Origin of the sequence: Aeromicrobium sp. (genome assembly GCF_014378035.1) — a bacterium.
GTDB lineage: Bacteria > Actinomycetota > Actinomycetes > Propionibacteriales > Nocardioidaceae > Aeromicrobium.
In genome coordinates this window covers 1-17,795 of record NZ_JACMOM010000024.1, presented here as the reverse complement: position 1 = coordinate 17,795, position 17,795 = coordinate 1, and the positions used below count along the sequence as shown (strand labels likewise).

Genomic DNA, 17,795 nt, shown 5'->3' with positions numbered 1-17,795 from the left:
GGATCGAGCTCGCCGAGGACCTCACGGCCAGGACCCTCGAGCGGTGTAAGCCGTTGCTGGCCCGCCTCGATGTTCCGGAGCACATCCGGGCATTGACCTCGCCGCGCGTGTTGGCGGTCGAGGCCGAACTGACCGCACGCCTAACCGAACGCGTCACCAACGACCACCCCGATACGGTCATAGCTGCGGCATCCGGGATACCGCCTGAAGGCGGGCTCGACGTTGCCCAACGACATGTCGCCGCACAGCTCGCCGGCCAGGCGGGCCTGTTGGTGGTCGAGGGTGCCGCGGGTGCGGGGAAGACCGTGACCCTGGCTGCGGCCCACCAGGCGCTCCAGCAGCAAGGCTATGGGCGGATGGTCGTGGTCACCCCGACGCTGAAAGCCGCCTCGGTTGCCACCCACGAGTTGGGCACAGAAGCGTTCTCGGCTGCGTGGCTGGCACACCAGCACGGGTTCCGATGGGACGACGACGGACGTTGGACCCGCGTCCCAGCCGTTGCCGAGCCCCGTGCGCGGTTGGCGCCTGGTGACCTGTTGGTGGTCGATGAGGCCGGGATGCTCGACCAGGACACCGCCCTGGCGTTGGTGAAGATCGCCGACCAGGCCGGCGCACGACTAGCACTGGTCGGGGACCGGCGCCAGCTGCCTGCAGTCGGACGTGGGGGAGTCCTCGATCTAGCCGCAGGTGTTGCCCCAGAAGAGTCCTGTCTGACGCTGGAGACCGTGCACCGGTTCGCCGATGCCGACTACGCCGACCTCACCCTGGCCATGAGGACCGGGCAGAACCCTGCGGAGGTCTTCGAGGCGCTCCTGGCCCGCGGCGACATCCAGATCCACCTCAGCGACACCGAACGACTCCACCACCTGGTCAACGTCGCTGGAACAGGCGCAGACGACACGCAACCTGGACGGACCCTGGTGGTTGCTGACACCCGCGAGCAGGTCGCTGCGCTCAACGCCGCCATTGGTGAGCACCGATTCGCCAGCCAGGGCGATGCCGCCCGGGGGGCGATCTTCACGAGCGCCGGGGAACGTGTCGGTGTCGGTGACACCATCGCCACCCGCCGCAACGACCGCACCCTGGGCGTGGCGAACCGAGAGACCTGGACTGTGACCGGCCTGGCCGACGACGCCAGCCTGACCGTCATTCGTGAGGGCGGGATAAGCGCTACGGCGGGGCCGGGAACGCAGGGGGGAACGCAACCAGGACCGCGGCCCGGGATGCGTGCAAAGCCGCAGGTCAGCAGGGGGGAACGCACCCTTCCGGCTGCCTATGTTCGGGCGCACGTGGAGCTGGGCTACGCCCGGACGGTTTACGGCGCCCAGGGCGAGACCGTCGACCGGGCGCACTTCGTCCTGGGTGAGCAGACCGGTGCCGCGTCGGCCTACGTGGCGATGACCCGCGGCCGCACTACCAACACCGCGCACCTTGTCGCCGACACCATCGACCAGGCACGCCAGCAATGGGTAGGGGTGTTCAGCCGCGACCGTGCCGACCTGGGACCCGCACGCGCCGCTACCCGTGCCGCTGAGGACCTCGACCGCTACGGCGGCCTGGACTGGGAGACCGCCAGTGCCCTGGAGACCACCAACGAGGCGGACAACCGGCGTCAGCATCAGCGCGATGAGCACCACGAGCGGGTGCCCGAGCCCGGCCGCGGTGGGCCCTCGCGCTGAGTCTCGATCGGTTCTCGACGAAAGTTTTTCCGCCGCGGTGATCGTGAGGGACCCCTTTGGCGCCTTATCTAAGTGAGAGACCCCAACGGTTGGCGCCGGTCTCGGCCGGTACGCGGCGACGACGCCTCCACTACGAGAGGACCCCATGACCACGAACGACACACCGGCTCCGGCTTTCCGGGCGGGCGACACTGCGACCATCGGTGTCGCGACCATCGGCTCGCTCGACGAACGTCGCTCCGGCGACTTCCTGACACTGTCGGAGGTCGCTGACATCCTGCGGGTGCCGGTCAACACTCTGCGCTGGTGGCGCCAGCAAGGCAACGGGCCGCGCTACTTCAAGATCGGGCGCCGTCTGGTCACCACCGTCGGCGACCTGATCACCTGGGTCGAGACGCAGAAGAACTGCACGGGTCCGGACGCAGCCTGAGGTAACCGTCTCGTTTGTGGGTTTTCCACAGGCGCGTCGAATCCCGCCGTTTTCCACAGCTGGTCCGCGTCATCGGCGCGGACCAGCGCTGCGGCTGTCGAATACGCGCAGCGGCACCGCCGCTCCCTCGTCGACCTACCGAGAGCAGGAGGCATTCGCATGGCCAGCTACAGCGTCGCCAAGAGACCCAACGGACAGTGGAGAGCCCGGTACCGCGGCCGGGACCACAAAGAACGGTCCCGGCACTTCGATCGCAAGGTCGACGCTGAGAGATGGGCACGCACCGAGGTCGCCCGTCTCGACCGCGGGGAGTGGACCAACCCCGACCTCGGACGCCTCACAGTCGGCGAGTACTCCCAGGAGTGGCTGCGGAGCAAAGTCCGCATCCGACCCTCCACCCGGCTGATGTACGACGTCGTCCTGCGCAACCAAGTCCTCCCCACCTGGGAGAGCGTGCGCCTTGACGCGGTACGTCATGAGGACGTCGGTGTCTGGATTGCCGTGTTGCACGGCAACGGGCTGTCGGCCGCGCGCACCAGGCACGCCTGGGTCGTGCTCTCGCAGGTCCTCGAGCTCGCGGTCCGCTCTCACAGGATCCCGAACAACCAGGCCAGGGGGGTCGAGCTCCCAGCGTTACCGAGCAAGAGTGAGCGAGACAAGACTCTCTTCCTCAACGAGCGCGAGGTCTGGGCGCTGGCAGAGGCAGCTGGCGACTTCTCGCTCTCGGTGCTCGTCCTGGCCTGGTGCGGCCTCAGGTTCGGTGAGCTCGCCGCGCTGCGCTGCAGCAGCCTCGACATCAAGAGCCGAGAGTTGCGTGTCTCGGCCACGCTCTCGGAGAGCAACGGCAAGCTCGTCGAGGGCCCGCCGAAGACCGAGACCAGCAACCGCACTGTCCCGGTGCCGGCCTGGCTGTGCGACGAGCTGGCGGCCTGTGCCGATGGTCGAGACGCTGGCGATCACCTGCTCACGTCGTCAAATGGCGGGCCGTTGCGCAGCGGGAACTGGCGCTCCCGGGTCTTCGACCCGGCCGTGAAGAAGACCGGTTTGGCGTCCCAGCAGCGCGGCGACATGCTGCGCCCGCACGACCTGCGACACACGTGCGCGTCACTGCACATCAAGCACGGAACGCCGCCGAAGGTGCTGTCCACGATGCTCGGACATGCCTCCGTCGCGATCACCCTCGACCGCTATGGTCACCTCTACCCGGGAGACGTGAACATGTACGTCGACCGGCTCGGAGTGGTGGCGCTGGCCGCTCGTGCGGACTATCTGCGGACTGCAGGGCAATCCGAGGCTCCGGATGAAGCACCAGATCGGGCCGTACAAGCCGCTGACCTGGGACAATAGAACATTTGGGGCGGTAGCTCAGTTGGTTAGAGCAGAGGACTCATAATCCTTGGGTCGTGGGTTCGAGCCCCACCCGCCCCACTCAGCAGGCTTCTGACCTGCAGGTTTACGAAATCGTCGGCACCGATTGAAGCTTGATCGTGCATCGTTCCCCACCTATTCCCCACTTTCAGTGGGGGTCCAGTCGAGGATCATGATGCTGGCGGCGCGTGTGGGGGCGGTGGTTCGTCCTAGGTAGTGCGCCGTGACGTTCAGGTCGCCGTGGCCGAGCTGCGCACCGATCTCGGCCAACGGGGCGCCGGCCTCGTCCATCCAGGTCGCGACGGTTCGTCGAAACGAGTGAGACCCCGCCCATCGCGTTTCCGAGACTGCCAGGACCTTCCGGAGTGACTTGAGCACGTTCTGGCGGTTGCGCGGCCGCCCCAGGACATTGGCTCCGTTTCGACTGACTGCGAACCGAGTTGTGCCGAACACCTGCCCGTTCGTCCCGTACGTGCTGGCGCGATCGCAGAGCCGTTCGGTCAGGCCGTCGCTGAGCGCGAGCACGCGGTCGGCGTGACGCGTCTTCGTGCCGCGCACGTGGACGCTCTGCGCATCGAGGTCGACATCGGACCATGCGGTGTTCCGTAGGGCTTCGGATATGCGAGCGCCGGTGCCGAACAGGAACGCGACGAGATCTCCTACATCTGCGGTCGAGGCGTCGGCGTTGGTCTGCACGCGCTTCATCTCGTCGGCGGTGAAGGCGCGTTTGGTGTCGAGATGGCGTCCACCACAGTTGAAGTCGCAGTCCTCGGGGTCCCGGCACGACCGGTCACCCTCGGTGCCGGGTGCTGCGGCCGGCAACTGGACGCGGCGCATGACGCTGGCGGGGATCGCTTCGACACGCTCTGCGAGGTCCAGGATGCCGCTCAACACCTTCCGTGACTGTTGCGCAGCGACGTTGCCGCGCGTGTTGGCCACGTCGGTCAGCCACCCTTCGATCACAGCGACGGAGTTGACCTGGCCAACGGACATCGCTGCGAGTGGCGTTCCCTTGATCACCCGGTTGATGTAGCCCTGGTAGTCGGCAATCGTCGTCGGCGAGAGCGCGCCACCGCCGCGCTTGCGCTGGCCACGCTTTCGCGCCAGCCACAGGTCAGCTGCCACATCGAGGCGCGTCTTGTGGTTCAGCTCAGCCGTACCTCCCACGTGCTCCTTCTCGGCTGCCGCGACCTTCGCTTTGAGCGCTCGAGTCGCCGCGGCGTTCGACGCACCCGAGGCGGTCGCCTCCCGGCGGACGTCGCGTCGGTCCCTGTAATAGCCACGTGCTTGCTGGTGGCCAAGCAACGTGGGGTGCGGGCGCACCGTGATCCTCCCCAATTCGTACGGGGTAGTCGTGTCACGGGCCATGCGGCATCACTCTCCGGTGTAGGGAACAGTTCAAATGGTGCGAGGTGTCGAGACTGCTACGAGGACGGGCAACGTCGGCCTGTGGATAACCGTCGGCAGACCGCGGGCTGTGGACAACTCAGCCGATCGACACGTAGTGGTAGTTCTCGAACACGAGGACGTCGGTGTAGCGGTAGGCGATGCGGCTGCCGATCTTGAGATAGCTGAGGCCTTCGCCGTGGTAGCGGAGGTTGGCGAGGTGTCCGGTGGTGACACCCCATCGGTCGGAGAGCTGTGCGGGGGTGAGGAGGTCGCGGTGTGGCGCGTCGTCGGCGGCAGGCTTGGGCTGGGTCATGACGTCTTGTCCTCCGGATGGCTGGGGTCTGTTGGGATCTGTCGGTGGTCGTTGGTGGTGGCGCGAAGGAACCGTCGGACCTCGGTGACGGTGATGTAGAGCCGGCCCGTGCCTTCGAGCCTGGTCCAGCGAGGTCCGATTCGGCGTCGTCGCCAGTCGCGGACGGTGCGGACCGGAATCTGTACGAGGTCGCAGAACTGCTCGAAAGTGAGGAGGTCGCGGTCGTGCCATTCCTCGGGGACATGGATGGGGCGCACGGGCTGCATAGTCGAATTCCTCCCGTCAGCGGGCGGGGCCGCGGGTTCCCGGGCGGGCGGCTGGGGACGGCTGTCGGTCCTCGGGGCGCGGGTCGCGAACGTCGATGTCAGGTTGCGAAGCGACGTCGAGGGTGTCGTGTGCATAGTCCAGAGGCGTGGCCCTGATGTGCGCGACTTCGTTGCGGGCGGCGTCGAGGTGCCGGTAGGTCTGCACGGCTGGGCCGCGAACCTCCTTTAGGTGGAGGCGGGCGGTGTCGATGGCGAGGTCGGGGTCGGTGGTGGCGCTCATGTCGTCCATGGCGAGCAGGTGGGTGTCTCGGGACCGGTCGAGAATGTCGCCGAGCTGGGCTGCGACCTGGGGTAGAGCGGCGACGGTCTCGGCCAGGTGGGCGAGGACGACGTCGACCTCGGCCAGCGTCAGACTGGGTCGGTTGATCGTCAGGTGAACAAGGCGCGTGACCGCGGTCTCGGCCTGGTGAGCGCAGTCGCTCAGCTCGGCGCCTCGGTCGTCGGGACTGTCCATCGGTGGTTGGTTGTTGGTCATCGAGTTCGCCTTCCGGGGGGTGGGTGGACAAAAGTCCTCTCATCTCTCCTAAGGCGAAAATGGGTTCCCTGGCGATCAAATGACGGCCAATGACTTTGCCTGCGTTGTGAGGAACTGCGTCTGTGGTGGTGCTGGTTCGAGGGGTGTCAGCGCCCAATACCGGGTCGGGGGCCGGATGCAGATCTAGGGACTGGCGGCGGCTCACGCCGACGAGGAGATCGCTCCGCGGGCGGCTCAGGTCGCTCGGGCGTTGTCGAAGATGGGGGCAGAGGTCCGTATCGGTCGATGGCCTCGAGAGCTGCATCGGCGGCGTGGGCGGGGCCAAGGTCGGCGCGGTCGCGGTTGAAGGTCTCGACCCACTGGGTCCGGGCGTCGTCGATGGTGCCGGCGACGAGGTGGGCAGTGTTGTGGTGTCGGCCGCGGGTCATGGCGACGTAGGCCGATGCGGCGCCGGTGCTCTCACCGAGCAGCAGCCGCGCCTGGTCGACGGTCTCGCCCTGGGCTCCGTGGGTGGTGGTGGCGTAGGCGAGCTCGACATGTCGGTTCACGTAGTCGGCGGGGAGGGTGCGGGTGCCTCGTTGGCCGTCGAGGGTGAGGTCGCCGTTGTGGTTGATGTTGGTGATGGTCCATTGGTCGCGGTTGGCGACGTCGAGGTCGCGGTCGTTGCGACGGGTCGCGATCCGGTCACCGACGGCGACCTTGTCCCCACTGTCAGTGGTGATCGTCTGCCGTGCCTGGTTGTAGTCGTCGGGCAGGTGGTGGTCGCGGATCGTTGCGTTGAGGGCGGCGACCTGTTCGTGGGTGTCGGCGACGATGAGGTCGCCGGGGGAGCCGGCTGCGAGTTGTGCGACTGCGGCGAGGCGTTCGACATCAGTGGGGTGGATGACGATGTCACCGCGCTCGTAGAGCTTGTCGAAGACCTCGCCTGCCTCGCGTCCGGTGCGCATCTTCAACGTGAGGTCGGCGTAGTCGGGGTCGCTGAAACGGTGGACCGCGTCGAGGGTGACCTGGTTCTCGGGGTGTGCCCAGCGTGCGGCGTGGTCCAGGACCCCGCCGCGGCCGACGGCGGCGAGCTGGTGACGGTCGCCGACCAGAGCGAGGCGGGCGCCGGTTTCGTCGGCGATGCTCAGCAACGCTCGGGCGGTGTCCTGGTCGAGCATCCCGGCCTCGTCGACCAGCAGCACGTCACCCGGTGAGAGTCGTGCGTCGACGTCGAGGTCGTCGCGGTGGACCGCCTGGCGGGTCCAGTGGCCGTCGTCGTCCCACCGGTACCCGTGCTGGTAGGCCAGCCACGCAGCCGAGAACGCCGGGGTCCCCAGTTCGGCGCCAGCGACCTGCGCTGCCTTCAGCGTCGGGGTGACCACGACCAGTTGCTGGTGGCGCATCTGGAGCAGTACGCCGGCTGCGGCGAGGGTGGTGGTCTTTCCCGCGCCGGCGGCGCCCTCCACCACGATGAGCCGGCCGGTCCCGGCGAGCGCGGCGACGGTGCGTTGCTGCGCCGGATCGAGTCGAACCCGGGCGACCACCGGTCCGATGCGCTCAGGTTCGCCGGCGGTGGTGGCGCGAGCGGCGAGCCGGTCGACGAGGTCGGCCTCGACCTCGAGGACGTTCTTGGAGGTGAGGGCACGGACGTGTTCGGGCACATCGTCACGAGCCAGCAGCGGTTCGCAGGCGGCGATGGTGCGGGCAACCAGGTCCTCGGCCAGCTCGCGGCGCACCCTTGGGTCGACCACGACGTCGACGGAGGCGATGATCTTCTCGACCTCGCCACGGATGTCGGCAGCGTTCCAAGACGATCGCCGTGCACCCAGGCGTGAGAGCGCGAGCTGGCTGACGGCGTCGCGGTTGAGCCGCCCCACCGCCGTCGGCACCAACACAGTCGGCGCGGTAGGTGTGGTGAATCCGAGGTCATGCAGCTCGGAGACCCACCTACGTGCGAGCTGCTCACCGTCGGCGGGTACGACCTTGTCGGGTCGCGCTTGGGACCAGGCGCGGCGGTCCCAGGTGCGGCGTAGGTTCGGGCCCGGCTCCTGGCCGGGATGTTCGCCGCGCCACTCGGCTTCGTAGCGGTCGACGTTCCTGGCGATCTGCGACGCCCTAGCGGAGAACTCGCCCGCGAACGGTGCGAGCTCGCGCACATCTCCGGTGGCCGGGTCGAGGGTGTAGCCGTGCGTGGCAAGCGACTCGCGGAGCTGGGGGTCGCACATGACCGCGGCGTGACCGATGCCGTTGATGGCTTCGATGGAGTCGACGACACCGACCGAGTGCAGCCCCCGCCACCGGCCGCCGGCTCGGACGCGGGCATTGATCTGCACGTGCAGGTGCCGATGAGGGTCCCCGGCGCGGGAGGTGTAGTGCCGTACCACCGCGGCCTCGATCTCATCGACCGGGACCTGCACCTGCCTACCCCGTGGCCCTATCCGGGTGGTGGCGTGCTCGGCCAACCATCCGATGATCTCGCCGGCTGCGCGTTCCTGGGCGGCGTCGTAGGCCTCGGCGACTGCTGGATGCAGTGCTGCTGCGAGTGACCAGGTCTTCGGTCCGTTGATCACGACCTCGACCAACCTGAGGCCGTGCTCATCGGTGCGCAGGTGGCCCTTAGCCCGACGAGTCGTGTCATAGCCGCCGACCCACTGCTCGTAAGCATCACCGTCGAGCATTCCTGCGTTCCTGACCGCGACCGGCCCACGTTCCTCCCCGCGTTCCCCCCTGAGTTCCTGGCCGTCAATCGTCTCGGTGGTCGTGCCGGCGACGTACCTGGTCGCGAGGCCGGTGCCCTCGGCGAGGTAGTAGTCATCGACGCGTGAGCGGTCGGCCTCGACGTAGGTGCGGGCCGCACCAGGGGAGCCGCGGTAGAACTTCACCCCGCCATGCACCGGCCTGCTCACCGCCCGTCACTGGTCGTCACTTAGCCTTGAAATGAAGCTCGGCCCACCCCGAAGGGCGGACCGACCTACGAACCTTCGTAGCATGCGTGCCGCTCGATTTAGAAGGCCTCAAGGCGCGTGCGGCGGTGCGGATTCTGGGTCCGTCACTGGTCGTCAGTCGAGCTGTCCTGCTGTAGGAGATGTCGAGGACGTTGGGCGGTTTGGATTGATCGACATGATCGACATGGCGTGATCAATCGTGGCTGTCCTCGGGCCAAGCCTGGCGTGCCGGATGACGGACCATCGCGGGACTCTCGTCCGGACGGGTGTTCTGGGACGGGCAGGCTCTCGCAGGGCTACTGACCTGCATCGGTCCCGCGACCGGTTCGCCCATCGGGACGTATGACCGCATCAGAATCGTCCGATCATGCTTGTTGGGCGCGTGATCCTTCGGGACCGTCGGTGGGTCGCTGGTGTTCCGATGTGCCCCTGTTCTCCGGTGGCGACTCAAGCCGCCGGGGACCGGCCAGCTGTCGACGAGGGCCGGTCTGCCCCGCCTAAGCAGCGTCACTTGCCAGTGGGGCGCTCGGCTAACTTGGAGGGCATGACTACTGATCTCTCTGCCGTTGTCCTGGTGTGCTCGCTGAAGAAATCTCCTGCCGCCTCGAGTTCGGAGAAGTTGGGTCGCGAGGTCCTCGAGGAGCTGAAGAGTCACGGCGTCGCGGGAGGTGACGTGATCCGCGTCGTCGACCATGACGTGCGTTTTGGTGTGAGCGCCGACGAGGGTGACGGAGACGCTTGGCCTGGTATCCGGGAGAAGGTTCTCGCTGCTGACGTGCTCGTGCTGGCCACACCGATCTGGATGGGTCTGCCGTCCGCGGTGTGCAAGATGGTGCTCGAGCGGCTCGACAACGAGATCGCCGAGACCGACGACCAGGGACGCCCCATCTTGTCCGGCAAGGTCGCTGTCGTGGCGGTCGTGGGCAACGAGGACGGCGCCCACAACACGGGTGCGGAACTGTTCGGGACCCTGAGCGCCATCGGCTACACGATCCCCGCCGAGGGCAAGACCTACTGGGTCGGTGAGGCGATGCAGGGTACCGACTACAACGACCTGGATCCTGCGCCGGAGAAGACGGTCGGCACGACCAGGACCGCCGCACGCAACGCGGCGCACTTGGCGGCGATGCTGAAGTCCACGAACTACCCCGCGAGCTGAAACCTCGGCCGAGGTCCGGGCTGATGACCCGCGGCTGCCTTCACCTCGACGCAGTTCAGGGCGGCGTGCCGCTCTTGGGCACTTTCATGTAGTTCAACGGAAGCGACCACCAGAGCGGTTGTGCCCTACGGCCTCATCCGCAAGTCTGACGGTATGACCTCCCCTGACACTGACTTCACCGGCCTCAAGGCGACCTTCCTCAACTGCACGCTCAAGAAGAGCCCGGCGATGAGCCACACCGAGGGGCTCGTCGACGCGAGCGCGAAGCTGATGCGCAAGCACGGTGTAGAGGTGAACGTGATCCGGCCGATCGACCACGACATCGCGATCGGGGTCTACCCCGACATGAAGGAGCAAGGCTGGGAGAAGGACGCTTGGCCTGACCTCTACCCCGGGATCCTGGACAGCGACATCCTGGTGATCGGCGGCCCGATCTGGCTCGGCGACAACTCAAGCGTCACCAAGATCATCATCGAGCGGCTCTATGCGCTCTCGGGCATGCTCAACGACGAGGGCCAGTCGATCTTCTACGGCCGGGTTGCTGGCTGCCTGATCACCGGCAACGAGGACGGCATCAAGCACTGCGCGATGAACATCCTCTACAGCCTCGGCCACGTCGGCTACACCATCCCGCCCCAGGCCGACGCCGGCTGGATCGGCGAGGCGGGTCCTGGGCCGTCGTACCTCGACGAGGGAAGCGGTGGTCCCGAGAACGACTTCACCAACCGCAACACCACCTTCATGACCTGGAACCTGATGCACCTGGCGAAGGCGTTCAAGGCGGCCGGCGGCATCCCCGCCGTCGGCAACGTTCGCCCCGCGTGGAGTGACGGTGAGCGGTTCGACTACGAGAATCCCGAGTACCGCTCCTGACCCTGGTGCGACTCAGAGTGTCCGTGCCCTCGACCCGCCCGTGTTGATCTGCCTCAGGTCCTGGGCCGACGCCTGAGTGCGGGCTGATCCGGACACGTTCACGCCCGAGGGCACCAACCCCGCGGGTGGTCTCGGATAATTGGAGATGGCACTGTGGAGCGATGACAACTGTCGCCGAACTGCTCATCGAGTCCCTGGCCGAACACGGTGTCCGTCAGGTGTGGGGTGTCGTGGGAGATGCCCTCAACCCGGTCACCGATGCGATCCGCCGTGAGGACCGCATCGAGTGGGTCGGGGTGCGCCACGAAGAAGCCGCTGCTTTCGCCGCCTCTGCCCAGTCGCAGCTGACCGACGATCTCGCCGTCTGCGCGGGCACGGTCGGACCCGGAGCGATCCACCTCCTCAATGGCCTCTACGACGCCAAGAAGTCCCACACCCCGGTGCTCGCGATCTGCGGGCAGGTGCCGCGCGAGGAGATGGGCTCGGAGTTCTTCCAGGAGGTCGACAACGATGTGCTCTTCGCTGACGTGTCGGTCTTCTGCCAGACCGTGACCAGCGTGGACCAACTGCCCGGCATCCTCGAGCAGGCCGTCAACGCTGCCCTCTCCGAGCGCGGGGTCGCCGTGCTGACTCTCCCCGGGGATGTCGGCGGACTCGACCTGCCGAAGCACACCCCGGTCCCACGGTTCGTGAAGGCCCAGCCGGTGCTGGCGCCCGATCCGGACGCGGTGCGAGCTGCCGCCGATGCCATCAACGTTGCCGATTCGGTGACGTTCCTCGTCGGTCTCGGTGCCCGCCACGCCCGGGCGGAGGTGCTCCAGGCCGCCGAGCGTCTCGCGGCCCCGATGGTGCTCTCGCTCAAGGCGAAGGAGGGCTTCGACGACGACAATCCCTATGAGATCGGCCAGTCAGGACTGATCGGCAACCCGGCGACGGCTCTCGCGTTCGCCTCGTGCGACGTGCTGGTGCTCATCGGCACCGACTTCCCCTACCCGGAGTTCCTGCCGACCGGCAAGACCGTGGTGCAGCTCGATGTCCGCGGTGCTCACGTCGGGCGGCGTACGCCGGTCGACCACGCGGTGGTGGGCGATTCTCGCCTCGGGATCGGTGCGCTGCTGCCGTTGCTGCACGAGAAGCTCGATCGAGGCCACCTCGACCACGCCCGTAAGGCCTACGAGCTGTGGGGAAGCGGCCAGGCGCACTTCACCGACCCCGACTACGACCACAAGAAGGTCGGGCTGCTGCGACGCAAGGTCGACAACCGTGACGACCGGATTCGACCCGAGCTGCTCGCGGGCGCGATCGAGCGGCACGCGGACTCTGATGCGATCTTCACCAGCGACACCGGGATGTCGACGGTCTGGCTGAGCCGCTTCGTGCGGATGAGTGGCGGTCGGCGACTCCTCGGGTCCTACAACCTGGGCTCGATGGCCAACGCGATGCCGATGGCCCTGGGCGCCCAGGCCCTGGATCGCGACCGGCAGGTCGTCGCCTTCTGTGGCGACGGGGGCCTGTCGATGCTGATGGGTGACTTGATCACCGCCGTGTCGGAGGACCTGCCGGTCAAGATCGTGGTCTTCGACAACGGACGCCTCGGCATGGTGAAACTCGAGATGGAGCAGGTCGGACTGCCCGAATTCGGCACGGTCCTGCACAACCCCGACTTCGCCAAGGTCGCCGAAGCCATCGGGATGCGAGGGATCCGGGTCACCGACCCTCACGACGTCAACGGTGCGGTAGCCGAGGCATTGGCCCATCCCGGCCCGGTGCTGCTCGACGTACTGACCAACCCCGACGAGATCGCCCTGCCCCCCAAGCCGACCCTGGAGCAAGGCTGGGGCTTCGCGATCGCCAAGATGAAGGAGTTCGCGGTCTCTCCCGAGTAGCGCCCGGTTACGGGAGCCAGGCGGGATCCAGTCAAGGTCTTTCTTCCGAGGTGCCGAGGGTGGGAGATCGAGGACAAACCGGCACGCTGCGATGCGTGCCCGCCTGCGACCAACAAGGCCGGATGCCGTGGGCGGTCTCGTACGGCAACGAAATACGTCGATCGGAGATGTACCCCTCGGGTTCAAGAGCTTGATCACCGACTGGATCCCGTACCGGTCACGCACCGCATGACGATCCGCTTGCGGTGACGAGTCATGGACGCCAAGCGGTTGGCGGCGGTGAGACGCTGCATCCTGCTTCGATCGCACCGCGGGCCAATTCACGATCCCAGGTAGCGAGGAGGAGCGAGTCGGAGCCGGCACCTAACGCGGTTGCCAGGTGAACAGCGTCGTAGCCGCGTAGACCGTGGGTTTCCGCGAGCTCGCCTGCGGTGTGTGCCAACTCGTGGTCGAGACCCAGGATGCTCAGCTGGGAGCAGAGGGCGTCGATCGTGTCGACAGCGCTTCGCAGCGTGTCCGCGTCAATCCGACCCTGTCGATGGGCAGCCGCTACTGCCGCTCGAGCCTCGGGATAGATCAACTCGCTCGACACCACGGATTCGGCGCGATCCCACAACTCCGCGGCCAGCTGCGACCCCGGTTCGTCGAACACCAGCTTGACCAGCGCCGAGGTGTCCAGGTAGACGATCAGCGCCTCTGCTCGCTCACCAGATCAGAGACGCTGCCGACGGCTGCGAGTCGCGCATGCCCCGCCATGGGGCGCCGCGTGTGCTGCGGGTCGAGGACGAGTCCGCGTGCACGCAGATCCGCCAACGGGTCCGTTACCCCGACTCCCGACAAGCGCGCGACACGACGTCCACGCACTGTCACGACGACCTCAGCCCCGGAACTGACGTGGTGAAGGTAGCGGCTGAGCTGGTCGTGCAGCTCACGCACACCCACCTCGGCCTTTGGCTCCTCGTTATGTAGCGTCATGAGACCCACCATACGCGCTACTTCGCACGCCTGAGCTGTTCCACAACGGATCCTGCAAAGCTGCTGGATGATCTGGCAGGCCGTGCGGATCGCGTGTTCCAGCTGGTCTCGCCGCATCAGCCTGCCAGCTCTAGAACGTCGCGGCGCTGCTCGTCAGTGAGCAGCCCGGACATGGGGGAGACCTCACGCATCTCGATGGAGTCGCGGTCGAGGCCGGTCAGGACACGGTGCAGGCCGGGCACGTCGCCGCGGACGACCAGGTGCCGCCAGCGGCCGACATTCCGCTCGTGCGGCTGGCCGGTCACGCCGTGGTCGAGGCGGTCGAGGTTGCGCTCGATCGTCGGCTTCCACTCCTTGAGGCTCTGGTGACTGAGGAGCGTCGAGAGCCGCCGGTGCAGCTGCCACGAGCGGCGCTCCGAGCGCGTCAGCTGAGGGACGATGGGACGTCGTACGACCTCCAGCTGGAAGCCCATGCAGGACAGCAACCGGTTGAGCTGATCGTCGCTGATCTCGACCTTGTCGGACAGGAAGCCACTGATGCTCGGCTGACGCACGCCGCTGAGCCGGGACAGGCCGGACTGGGTGGTGCCCGTTTCGAGCATCACCTCTCGCAGCACCTCACTCCGGCTCGTCACGTGGCGACTATAGCAGTTTTCGCTATGGGGCTGCCCGGGTTTCGAGGGTCGCGACGTCGGCGCCGACGGTCCGGGCTACCGCCGCGTCGAAGCATGCTCAGCCAGCACCCCTCCGCGCTCATTCCCCACGCTGTTCCCCACTTTGATCTGATCGGCGCTGTTCTGCCGTGATCTCGAACCGGCTCAACCATGGGCTTTCAGGCGTAGAAGTGCCGTTGCTGACCTACGATGAGCGGCCCCAGAACGACTCCTTGGGTCGTGGGTTCGAGCCCCACCCGCCCCACCAACGTGCCTCTGACACGAAGATTCCCCTTCGTGGCATGGGCTTGAGCTGTTACCCGACGCGGTCGAGAGTGACCTCGTAGCCCATCGCTTCGAGTTGGTGGAGTGCGCGGTTCTTGGCGTGTTCGGGATGTAGTCGGCTTCGGGGTCCTCATAGAGGGTGCTGGTGGTTGCCATGTGCCAGATGATGGTGAGCAGGTTGTGCTGGATCGCGACGTTGGCCTTCATCGGCCCGCGTCGTGTCGCGATGTGGCGGTACCGGGTGCCGAGGTAGGTGTTCGGACTCTTGGCAAGCGACATCGCCGCTGCCCCGAGCGGACCTTGCAGGTAGGGGTTGCCGGGTCGGGTCTTGGTCGATTTCACTCGTCCGGCGGACTCGTTGCTGCCCGGGGTGGTCCCGGCCCAGGAGGCGAGGTGGCCGGCGGTGGGAAAGCGGGTCATGTCGGCTCCGGTCTCGGCAATGATCACGTCGGCAGTCAGGGTGCTGATTCCGGGGATGGTGCAGACCAGGTCCCGGAATGGCTGAAAGGGTTCGATCACCACGTCGATCTGGGCGGTGATCTCCTCGATCGCATCGGTGTGCTGATCGATCAGGGTCGGGTCCTGCAACTGCCGGGTCGGCTCGGGTGGCACGAACGATGCCCGGACCAGGCCGTGGGCACCGAGCTGGGCCAACCAGGTCACATCCGAGACATCGCTCTTACGGCCCGGGAGGTTCTTCACATGCCGGGCGTTGACCAACTCCACCTCCCGGCGGTGCCGAAGCGATACCCCGCACCCGCTCGCCGAGAGCGGCGCCGATGACAGCGCGGCTGCGGTTGTCCTCGTCGCCGATCACGCCTGTCGAGCAGGACCACGAGCGCGTCGCGTAGTTGGCCGGGGGCCGGCGATCGCGTCGATGGTGTCGTTTTGGACATGCGCCTCCTGGCGGGATGCACTGGCCAGATGAGTCACGTGGAGTCCCCAACCTCGGCCCCCGGCGATACCCGGGCGTCGTTCTTTGGCCATCCCCGGATGCTGGCCAACCTGTTCAGCGTCGAGTTGTGGGAGCGATTCTCGTTCTACGGGATGCAGGGCATCCTGCTCTACTACATGTACTTCACGGTCACCGAGGGCGGGCTGGACATCGACCGTGGGACCGCCACCTCGCTGATCGGGGCCTATGGCGGCGGCGTCTACCTGTCGACGATCCTGGGGGCGTGGCTCGCTGACCGGCTGCTGGGCTCGGAGCGGGTCCTCTTCTACTCCGCGATCACGATCATGCTCGGCCACATCTCGCTCGCCCTGCTGCCGGACACCATCGGGCTGACCATTGGCTTGACCCTGGTGGGGGTCGGCTCCGGCGGTCTGAAGGCCAACGTCACCTCCCTGGTCGGCACGCTCTATGCGGAGGGAGACGAGCGCCGTGACGCCGGCTTCTCGATCTTCTACATGGGCATCAACATCGGGGCCCTGGTCGGGCCGTTGATCACCGGTTGGCTGCAGAAGAACTGGGGTTTCCACGTTGGCTTCGGCGCGGCCGCCGTGGGGATGGCGGTGGGTCTGACGCAGTACGCGCTGACCCGCAAGAACTTGCCGTCGGAGGCTCACGACATTCCCAACCCGCTACCGCCGTCGCAGTACGGCCGTTGGGGTGTGGCCGGGGTCGCCGGCCTGGTCGTGATCGCGGGGGCACTGTTCGCCGGTCTGGTCGACGCCGGCAATCTGGCCAACGTCATGGCCGGCCTGGCCATCGTCGCCTCGATCGCCTACTTTGCGCTGCTGCTCACCAGCTCCCGAGTGGACGCCACAGAGCGCAGCCGGGTCCGCTCCTTCATCCCCCTCTACATCGCCTCGGCCGCCTTCTGGGCCTTGTTCCAGCAGCAGTTCACCGTCGTGGCGATCTACGCCGAGGAGAGCCTCGACCGCACGTTCTTCGGCTGGACCATGCCGCCCAGTTTCGTGCAGTCCATCAACCCCGTCTTCATCATCATCTTCGCTGGGATCTTCGCGGCCGTGTGGACCAAGATGGGCTCGCGGCAGCCGAGCTCACCGCTGAAGTTCGCGGCCGGCCTGGTGGTGATGGGGATCGCGTTCCTGGCCTTCATACCGTTCTCCGGTGGCGGACCCAACAGCACACCGCTGCTAGGGCTGGCGCTCATCCTGTTCCTGTTCACCTGCGCCGAACTGTTCTTGTCGCCCATCGGGCTCTCGGTCGCGACCAAGCTGGCCCCGAAGGCGTTCCGGACCCAGATGGTGGCTTTGTTCTTCCTATCCATCTCGGTCGGCACTACCTTCGCGGGCATCCTGGCCGGCTACTACAACCGGGAAAATGAAGTGCCCTACTTCTCCTTCATCGGCGGCATCTCGATCGCGTTGGGCCTGGTCCTCGCGACCCTGGTGCCGATGCTGAAGAAGACCATGCGCGGGGTCAACTAACCGGGAGTTGTCAGATGGTGCAGTTGGTACTCGATGTCACCAGATGCGCCGAGAGCTGTAGTCGTCACCTCGAGAACGGCGCCAGGAGCCGAGGATCGACTGGGAACCGACGACGATCACCTCCGGGCGTCCGATGATCTGACCGGCGGTACGGCCGGGACAAGCGCCGTAAATGTGGGGAGGGCCGTGTCGACAGCGCTTTGCTCAACGGATCAGGTGAACCTGGATCGGGAGGTCACGGTCGCGCTGCGTGACGCAATATGCCGTCAGCGGCACTCCCGACGGGACTTCGCCGACATGGTCGTCACCGCGTTGGGTTACTTCGATGCGTGGGAACGGATACTGGACACGGGCCTCGACGAGGTCGTCGCGACTTTGGTGAGCCGGTCGCCCGCTTCGTGCGAGCTGCGACAGAACTCGCCGTTCGCCGGGGTGCTCCCCGACGCGACCAGGATTGAGTTCCTGGCCTCGTTCGGTCGGGACTGGGACCGTGAGCACGCCGACCCGCAAGCCCTCAGTGCACAAACAGGCGCACAGACCGGTGCACGAACCGGTCCCGGGTCGCGACCTGGCGTGGCTGGCCGACGGACCTGACCGGGAACGAGCTGAACGCGTCAACGGCATGATCGGCGAGCTGTCGCAGTTCGACGCCACGAACGG

At 66.8% G+C, this 17,795-nt stretch carries 16 protein-coding genes, 1 tRNA gene and 1 pseudogene; 8 read left to right on the top strand and 10 right to left on the bottom strand.

Going from position 1 to position 17,795, the window contains the following annotated elements:
* The 4 genes from H7290_RS01585 to H7290_RS01570 form a co-directional block, all read left to right on the top strand.
* A partial coding sequence (locus tag H7290_RS01585; protein ID WP_290512262.1) for an AAA family ATPase occupies positions 1 to 1,679 on the top strand: 1,679 nt, incomplete at its 5' end.
* A gap of 145 nt (positions 1,680 to 1,824) precedes the next feature.
* Complete coding sequence (locus tag H7290_RS01580; RefSeq protein WP_290512261.1) at positions 1,825 to 2,109, top strand: helix-turn-helix domain-containing protein; 285 nt, start codon at positions 1,825 to 1,827, stop codon at positions 2,107 to 2,109.
* A gap of 159 nt (positions 2,110 to 2,268) precedes the next feature.
* Positions 2,269 to 3,456 carry a site-specific integrase gene (locus H7290_RS01575; protein ID WP_290512260.1) on the top strand — a complete coding sequence of 396 codons (1,188 nt, stop codon included), beginning with the start codon at positions 2,269 to 2,271 and terminating at the stop codon, positions 3,454 to 3,456.
* A 7-nt stretch (positions 3,457 to 3,463) separates the two neighbouring features.
* A tRNA-Ile gene (locus tag H7290_RS01570) sits at positions 3,464 to 3,537 on the top strand.
* 75 nt (positions 3,538 to 3,612) lie between these two features.
* Here the strand turns inward: H7290_RS01570 and H7290_RS01565 are convergent.
* The 5 genes from H7290_RS01565 to mobF form a co-directional block, all read right to left on the bottom strand.
* Positions 3,613 to 4,800 carry a tyrosine-type recombinase/integrase gene (locus H7290_RS01565; protein ID WP_290512259.1) on the bottom strand — a complete coding sequence of 396 codons (1,188 nt, stop codon included), beginning with the start codon at positions 4,798 to 4,800 and terminating at the stop codon, positions 3,613 to 3,615.
* A 163-nt stretch (positions 4,801 to 4,963) separates the two neighbouring features.
* Positions 4,964 to 5,179, bottom strand: coding sequence for a hypothetical protein (locus H7290_RS01560; RefSeq protein ID WP_290512258.1), 216 nt, complete (start codon positions 5,177 to 5,179; stop codon positions 4,964 to 4,966).
* The gene (locus tag H7290_RS01555; protein WP_290512257.1) at positions 5,176 to 5,436 is read right to left on the bottom strand and encodes a helix-turn-helix domain-containing protein; all 261 of its coding nucleotides are present in this window, start codon (positions 5,434 to 5,436) and stop codon (positions 5,176 to 5,178) included. The genes H7290_RS01560 and H7290_RS01555 overlap by 4 nt, the downstream gene beginning before the upstream one ends.
* 25 nt (positions 5,437 to 5,461) lie before the next feature.
* Positions 5,462 to 5,980 carry a hypothetical protein gene (locus H7290_RS01550; RefSeq protein ID WP_290512256.1) on the bottom strand — a complete coding sequence of 173 codons (519 nt, stop codon included), beginning with the start codon at positions 5,978 to 5,980 and terminating at the stop codon, positions 5,462 to 5,464.
* Between the two features lie 146 nt (positions 5,981 to 6,126).
* The gene (gene mobF, locus H7290_RS01545; RefSeq protein ID WP_290512255.1) at positions 6,127 to 8,868 is read right to left on the bottom strand and encodes a MobF family relaxase; all 2,742 of its coding nucleotides are present in this window, start codon (positions 8,866 to 8,868) and stop codon (positions 6,127 to 6,129) included.
* A gap of 583 nt (positions 8,869 to 9,451) precedes the next feature.
* Here mobF and H7290_RS01540 point away from each other — a divergent pair.
* The 3 genes from H7290_RS01540 (at position 9,452) to H7290_RS01530 (ending at position 12,825) form a co-directional block, all read left to right on the top strand.
* Positions 9,452 to 10,066 carry an NAD(P)H-dependent oxidoreductase gene (locus tag H7290_RS01540; RefSeq protein WP_290512254.1) on the top strand — a complete coding sequence of 205 codons (615 nt, stop codon included), beginning with the start codon at positions 9,452 to 9,454 and terminating at the stop codon, positions 10,064 to 10,066.
* 153 nt (positions 10,067 to 10,219) lie between these two features.
* On the top strand, positions 10,220 to 10,939 hold the full coding sequence (locus tag H7290_RS01535) for a flavodoxin family protein (protein ID WP_290512253.1): 720 nt from the start codon (positions 10,220 to 10,222) through the stop codon (positions 10,937 to 10,939).
* A gap of 161 nt (positions 10,940 to 11,100) precedes the next feature.
* Positions 11,101 to 12,825 (top strand): thiamine pyrophosphate-dependent enzyme, encoded by a 1,725-nt coding sequence (locus H7290_RS01530; protein ID WP_290512252.1) that lies wholly within the window; start codon positions 11,101 to 11,103, stop codon positions 12,823 to 12,825.
* 253 nt (positions 12,826 to 13,078) lie between these two features.
* On the opposite strand, the gene H7290_RS01525 is transcribed toward H7290_RS01530, so the two are convergent.
* The 5 genes and pseudogenes from H7290_RS01525 to H7290_RS01505 all read right to left on the bottom strand — a co-directional run.
* A complete protein-coding gene (locus tag H7290_RS01525; protein WP_290512264.1) occupies positions 13,079 to 13,504 on the bottom strand; it encodes a type II toxin-antitoxin system VapC family toxin in 426 nt (141 codons plus the stop codon).
* An 8-nt stretch (positions 13,505 to 13,512) separates the two neighbouring features.
* A complete protein-coding gene (locus H7290_RS01520) occupies positions 13,513 to 13,800 on the bottom strand; it encodes a type II toxin-antitoxin system prevent-host-death family antitoxin (protein WP_290512251.1) in 288 nt (95 codons plus the stop codon).
* A gap of 116 nt (positions 13,801 to 13,916) precedes the next feature.
* On the bottom strand, positions 13,917 to 14,435 hold the full coding sequence (locus H7290_RS01515; RefSeq protein ID WP_290512250.1) for a helix-turn-helix transcriptional regulator: 519 nt from the start codon (positions 14,433 to 14,435) through the stop codon (positions 13,917 to 13,919).
* A gap of 183 nt (positions 14,436 to 14,618) precedes the next feature.
* Positions 14,619 to 15,185 carry a transposase gene (locus H7290_RS01510; protein WP_290512263.1) on the bottom strand — a complete coding sequence of 189 codons (567 nt, stop codon included), beginning with the start codon at positions 15,183 to 15,185 and terminating at the stop codon, positions 14,619 to 14,621.
* A 159-nt stretch (positions 15,186 to 15,344) separates the two neighbouring features.
* Positions 15,345 to 15,467 (bottom strand): annotated as a pseudogene (locus H7290_RS01505) (IS110 family transposase); the annotation flags it as partial.
* 195 nt (positions 15,468 to 15,662) lie between these two features.
* Here H7290_RS01505 and H7290_RS01500 point away from each other — a divergent pair.
* Positions 15,663 to 17,135 (top strand): peptide MFS transporter, encoded by a 1,473-nt coding sequence (locus tag H7290_RS01500; protein ID WP_290512249.1) that lies wholly within the window; start codon positions 15,663 to 15,665, stop codon positions 17,133 to 17,135.
* Positions 17,136 to 17,795: the final 660 nt, after the last annotated feature.

Coding starts and splice junctions, on each gene's coding strand:
- H7290_RS01535 (WP_290512253.1), top strand. CDS start 10,220: ATGACCTCCCCTGACACTGACTTCACCGGCCTCAAGGCGACCTTCCTC.
- H7290_RS01520 (WP_290512251.1), bottom strand. CDS start 13,800: ATGACGCTACATAACGAGGAGCCAAAGGCCGAGGTGGGTGTGCGTGAG.
- H7290_RS01575 (WP_290512260.1), top strand. CDS start 2,269: ATGGCCAGCTACAGCGTCGCCAAGAGACCCAACGGACAGTGGAGAGCC.
- H7290_RS01530 (WP_290512252.1), top strand. CDS start 11,101: ATGACAACTGTCGCCGAACTGCTCATCGAGTCCCTGGCCGAACACGGT.
- H7290_RS01580 (WP_290512261.1), top strand. CDS start 1,825: ATGACCACGAACGACACACCGGCTCCGGCTTTCCGGGCGGGCGACACT.
- H7290_RS01500 (WP_290512249.1), top strand. CDS start 15,663: ATGAGTCACGTGGAGTCCCCAACCTCGGCCCCCGGCGATACCCGGGCG.
- H7290_RS01560 (WP_290512258.1), bottom strand. CDS start 5,179: ATGACCCAGCCCAAGCCTGCCGCCGACGACGCGCCACACCGCGACCTC.
- H7290_RS01550 (WP_290512256.1), bottom strand. CDS start 5,980: ATGACCAACAACCAACCACCGATGGACAGTCCCGACGACCGAGGCGCC.
- H7290_RS01540 (WP_290512254.1), top strand. CDS start 9,452: ATGACTACTGATCTCTCTGCCGTTGTCCTGGTGTGCTCGCTGAAGAAA.